Genomic DNA, 5,536 nt, shown 5'->3' with positions numbered 1-5,536 from the left:
GAGACGGACGAGGCCTCGAAGGAAAAGCTTGCCGCTCTTGTTGCAGAGAAGGAGGAGCTGCACGCTGAAGAGGCGAAACTCCAGGCGAAATGGGAAAGCGAGACACAGGCAATCCTGCGCGTACGCGCCATCTCCAAAGCCGCCGCCGTCGCCTGGTACCAAAGCCGCGAAGCGCTGGGCTTCCCACTCTGTAAACAAGGAGAAACCGCATGAGCGCCACCACCACCCTGTTGATTGAAATCGGCGTCGAAGAACTGCCGACCAAAGCCGTTACCCATCTTGCCGACGCCGGACGCGACCTCTGGGCGCAGGCGCTCGCAAACGCCGGTCTCACGCATGGCGACATCGAAGCGCTCGCCACCCCGCGCCGCCTCGCCTGGCGCATCCGCGACCTCGCCACTCGGCAAAGCGACCAAAAAATCGAGCGCAAAGGCCCGGCACTTGCCGCCGCCAAAGACCAAGACGGCAACTGGAGCAAAGCCGCGCTCGGTTTCGCTGCCTCTTGCGGCGTGGACGTCGCCGCCCTTGCCGTCGAAGACACGCCCAAAGGCAAATGGCTGATGTATTACGGCGAACAGCCCGGACAGTCGCTGGAAGCGCTTCTGCCCGACCTCTTCCGCCACGTCTGCGACAACCTGCCCATTGCCAAGCGGATGCGCTGGGGCGACCACGAACAGAGCTTCGTCCGCCCGGTGTTGAGCCTCGTCGCCTTGGCCGACGCGCGCGTGCTGCCGCTCGAATACTTCGGCGTCAAAGCGGGACGCGAAACGCTTGGTCACCGCGTCCATCACCCGCAAGCCGTCGCCATCGCCAGCGCCACCAGCTACGAAGCCGACCTGCGCGGCGCGCACATCATCGCCAGCCACGCCGCGCGCATGGAAAGCATCCGCGCGCAAGTCGAGGCGAAAGCGGCGGCGCTCGGTGGCGTTGCCGTCATCCCGCCCGCATTGCTCGCAGAAGTGGCGAGCCTCACCGAATGGCCGGTTGCCATCGCTGGCAGCTTTGACGAGCGCTACCTCGCCGTGCCGCAAGAAGTCCTCATCACCACCATGCAGGACAACCAAAAAACCTTCGCCGTCGTCGGTGCGGACGGCAAAATCCGCCCGCACTTCATCGCGGTTGCCAACCTCGAATCCGCCGATGAAGCTGCCGTGCGCAAAGGCAACGAAAAAGTCATCCGCCCGCGCTTCGCCGACGCCGAATTCTTCTGGCAACAAGACCTCAAACACAAACTCGCCGACTACCTGCCGCGCCTCGAACACGTCGTTTACCAAGAAAAACTCGGCTCGGTTGCCGCCAAAACCCGCCGCCTCGAAGCCCTTGGCCGCGCCCTCGCGCCCGTCTGCGGCGCGGACGCGGAAAACGTCGCCACCGCCGCGCGCATCAGCAAAAGCGACCTCTTGACCGAAATGGTGATGGAATTCCCCGAACTACAAGGGCTGATGGGGCGCTACTACGCCGCCGCCGAAGGCTACGCCGCCGACATCGCCGCCGCCTTGGACGAACAATACCAACCGCGCGGCGCGGGCGGCGCCCTGCCGCAAACCCGCACCGGCCTCGCGCTCGCCATCGCCGAAAAACTCGACACCCTCGTCGGCGGCTTCGCCATCGGCGCCAAACCGACCGGCAGCAAAGACCCCTACGCGCTGCGCCGCATGGCCATCAGCCTCATCCGCCTCATTACCGAGAACGAACTGGCACTGCCGCTGGGCGAATGGCTCGGCAAAAGCGCCGCGCAGTACGACGCCGCGCTGGGCGCGCCAATACACGTCGCCGCCGTGCGCGAATACATCTTGGAGCGCCTCGACAGCCACTACCGCGAACAAGGCATCCGCAGCGACGCCACCGGCAACCTCCACATCATCCGCGCCCTCGAACAGCACGCCTCCCAAGCCCACTTCATCCTCGTCACCAGCATGGGCTGCGGCGAACAATGGGACATGATGAGCGAACCTTTCAAACAAGCACTCGGCGAAGCCGTCCGCGCCAAAACCGAAGCCGAAATCTACCTCAAACAAAGCAGCCTGAACTGGACCATCCTCCGCCCCTGCGGCCTCGCCGACGGCGACGGCAACAGCTACAACCTGACCCTGCACGACGAGCTGCTGATCTACCGAAGCGGGGTCCTCGACATGAAGACCCCCAACGAGACCGAGACGCTCGCCATCCCCGGGGACGGGCTCCTCCTGGAGCCGGGCAGGCTCTACCTGGGACGCACCGTCGAGTACACCCGGACGGATGCCTACGTTCCCATGCTCGAGGGGCGCTCCTCCACCGGAAGGCTCGGGCTCTGCATCCACGTGACGGCGGGGTTCGGCGACGTCGGCTTCGCGGGCTACTGGACGCTCGAGATCTTCTGCATCCACCCCATCCGCATCTATCCGGGGGTCGGGATCTGCCAGATCTACTACCACACCCTGGCGGGCGCCTACGATCCCTACCGCAGCGGCAAGTATCAGAACAACACGGGGATCCAGCCCAGCCTGATGTACCGGGAGTTCGAGCGGTAAGAAATCCCCGCCGCTCCTGATATAATGAGGCAAAACGGCAAGGTGGGACAGTTTGCGGGCGGGGGGAAACGGCAGGGAATGAAAAAACTGGGGATGATCGTCAACGCGCACAAGCCGGGGGCCGTCGCGATGGCCAGACGTCTGCTGCAGTGGGGGCGGGACAGGGGGCTGTCCTTCCTTCTGCCGCATCCGGAGGCCTCCGTGCTGACGGCAGCGGGACTCTCCGACGAGGAGTGGCTCGGGACGGTCGAGGTCGCCATCGTGGTCGGCGGGGACGGAACGTTTCTGCGCGCCGCACGCTATGTCCTGGACGCGGGAACGCTCCTCTACGGCATAAACCTGGGGCATCTGGGCTTCCTCTCCTCGGGAAAGCCCGACAGCGCGGAGGAGGACCTGGAGAACATCCTGAACGGCCGCTACAACGTCCTTGAGCGGCGTCTCCTTCACTGCGTCCTCTATCGGAACGGGGCTCCCCTCCACACGCTTTACGCGCTCAACGACTTCGTCCTGAGCAAGAACGCCATCGCGCGCCTGCTCCACATCGAGGTGCGCTTCAACGACCGCTTCTTCGGCATCCTTCCCGCCGATGGGGTCATCGTCTCCTCCCCCACGGGATCGACCGCCTACGCGCTCTCCGCAGGCGGTCCCATCATCCCGCCCCACCTCGACAGCATGCTGCTGGCCCCGCTCTGCGCCCACACGCTCTACTCCCGTCCCCTGATGGCGGCGGCGGCGGACCGCATCTCCCTCATCCCCCGCGACGGCTCTCGGGACATCACCCTGACCCAGGACGGCCAGCTTTGCTACGAGGTCCTCCCCGGGGACCGGGTGGACGTCGAGCCGGCGCAGGACAAGTGCGTCCGCACCATAACCATGCCCGAACGCACCTTCCTCGACCTGGTCCAGGAGAAGCTGGGCTGGGGACAGAGCCGGCCGGGAACCGAAAGGGAATAGGACCCGCCGTGCTGGAGCGCCTCACCCTGTGGAACATCGGAGGCATCGGGCACACCGTTCTCCCTCTGGGCCGGGGGCTGACCGTCATCACCGGTGAGAGCGGGGCGGGCAAGAGCAGCATCGTCCGCGCCCTGGAGCTCGCCGCCGGCTCGCGCGGCCAGTCCTCGCTGATCCGCGGAGGGGAGGACGAGGCCGGCGTCGAGGCGGTGTTCCTGACCGACGCCCGCTTCCCCGACCTGGACGACTCCCTCCAGCCGGAGGATGGGGCCCTCTTCGTGCGGCGCGTCCTGTCGCGCGGGGACCGCTCCCGCTGCGCCCTTCAGGGCCTCTCGGTCCCCCTGGGGACCTGCGCTCAGGCCGCGGGGCTCCTGCTCCGCATTCAAAGCCAGTTCGCGCAGATGGAGCTTCTGGATGTCGGCCGGCAGCTCTCCATGGTGGACGCCTGCACCGATTCCGGGACCCGCGCGGCGGCCGAGGAGCTTCGCACCGTATTCGACCGGGCGCGCGCCTGCGACCTGGACCTGAGAACGATGAACGAGCGGCGGACCGAGATCGAGCGCCGCTATGCCAACGCCAACGAGGTTCTGGCGCTGGTCCGAAGGGTGCGGCCGGAGCCCGGGCTCGAAGGGGTCCTCGAGGAGCGGCTGAGCGCGCTCGGCCGTCGCCTGTCCCTCCAGGAGCGGGCGAGGCAGAACCTGGACCGCCTCACCGGGGGGCTCTCCGAACAGGGCCTCCTGGACGAACTGCGGAACCTCATGGAGTCCCTGCTGGAGTTCCTGCCGGAGCCCGAACGCGACGAGGGGCGACGCGCCTTGGCGGAGGGCGCGCAGGCATTCGTGGATGTCGCCGAGTCTGTTCGCGACGTTCTGGATTCGCGCTCGAACGAGGCGCAGGAGAGGGAGGAGCTGGAGGCCCGGCTTGGGGCCGTCCGCCGGCTCAAGCGCCTGTCCGGGACCCGGACCGAGGAGGAGCTGCTGGCCTGGTGCCGGGACGCCTCGGAGAGCCTCGAATGGCTGGAGGCCAGCTACGCGCAGCTCGAGGAGACCGCGCAGCGGGCCAGGGAGCTCAAGAAAAGGGCCAGCGCCCTGGCCCTGGCCCTGAGGGAGGGGCGCAGAAGCGCCTCGGCCGAACTGGAGCGGAGGGTCAACGACCTCCTTGCCGGCCTGGGGATGGAGGGGACCGTATTCTCCGTCCGCTTCAAGGCTTTGGACAAGCTGCGCCGCAGCGGGGCTGACGAGGCCGAGTTCCTCCTCAGCACGGGCAAGCGTTCGGGGCGCGTCGAGAAGATCGCCTCCGGCGGGGAGCTGAGCCGGCTGCTTTTGGCGCTCCAGCTGTCGCTGCCCGACCCGTGGCTGCCCCCGACGCTCGTCTTCGACGAGGTGGAGGCCGGGCTGGGCGGGCGCGCCGCGGTGCTCTCGGGACAGAAGCTCAAGGAGCTCTCGCGGCGTACCCAGGTCATCCTGGTCACCCACGAGGCCTCGATCGCGGCCTTGGGCGACAGCCACATCCTCGTCCGCCGCGAGGGCGGCGAGTCCCTGGTACGGGCCGTCGAGGGCGAGGAGCGCGTGCACGAGATCGCCCGGATGCTCTCCGGCTCCCCGGACCTGGCGGAGGCGCAGGAGCACGCGAGGCGCCTGCTGGGGGAGGCCGGCAGGGAATGAGACGCCCGAGCGGCCCATTGCCGATAGGCACGGCTGCCCCCCTATGGGGCGAGCCCCGGTAAAACGATCTTTCACTCGGCTTTCGCAGTGAGGATGCGCAGTGAGGATGAAAGAACAAAGCCTTGAAAGCGGCATCATCAGCGAGGGTGGGAAGCGGCGTGGGGACCTTCCGGATAAAACGGTATCGACAAAAAACACAGCCCCCTGGAGTTTCGCGCCATGCAAATCATGACCCAAATCCCAACCATCGAGAACGGAATCTCCTCCTTTACCGAGTTCATCTTCTAAATGTGGTACAGTAGGCCCGCGGATGTAAGGCTTTTTCCATTCCGTGTTTGCAGCTTCCGGACGGAGACTCGTATTCTCTTGTTTTTGTTTGTTTCAGTCACCTTGAATTCTGGTCAACTTATT

Annotated in this window: 4 protein-coding genes; all 4 read left to right on the top strand. The window is 66.2% G+C overall.

All coding sequences use genetic code 11. The features are described from left to right. Positions 1-213 (top strand): hypothetical protein (locus tag Q0176_RS10410; protein ID WP_299302574.1); only part of this gene is annotated, 213 nt, incomplete at its 5' end. Continuing rightward, a complete protein-coding gene (gene glyS / locus Q0176_RS10405) occupies positions 210-2,510 on the top strand; it encodes a glycine--tRNA ligase subunit beta (RefSeq protein WP_299302571.1) in 2,301 nt (766 codons plus the stop codon). The genes Q0176_RS10410 and glyS, both read left to right, overlap by 4 nt. A 42-nt stretch (positions 2,511-2,552) precedes the next feature. Next, positions 2,553-3,464 (top strand): NAD(+)/NADH kinase, encoded by a 912-nt coding sequence (locus Q0176_RS10400; RefSeq protein ID WP_366797446.1) that lies wholly within the window; start codon positions 2,553-2,555, stop codon positions 3,462-3,464. A gap of 8 nt (positions 3,465-3,472) precedes the next feature. Beyond that, a complete protein-coding gene (locus Q0176_RS10395; protein WP_299302568.1) occupies positions 3,473-5,125 on the top strand; it encodes an AAA family ATPase in 1,653 nt (550 codons plus the stop codon). Positions 5,126-5,536 lie beyond the last annotated feature (411 nt).

The organism is uncultured Fretibacterium sp. (genome assembly GCF_938040765.1).
Classification (GTDB): domain Bacteria; phylum Synergistota; class Synergistia; order Synergistales; family Aminobacteriaceae; genus CAJPSE01.
The sequence above is the reverse complement of the archived record's forward strand: the minus strand, read 5'-3'. Positions and strand labels throughout refer to the sequence as shown.

Excerpts from the sequence above, each read along its gene's own strand:
- glyS (WP_299302571.1), top strand. The coding sequence starts at position 210 with ATGAGCGCCACCACCACCCTGTTGATTGAAATCGGCGTCGAAGAACTG.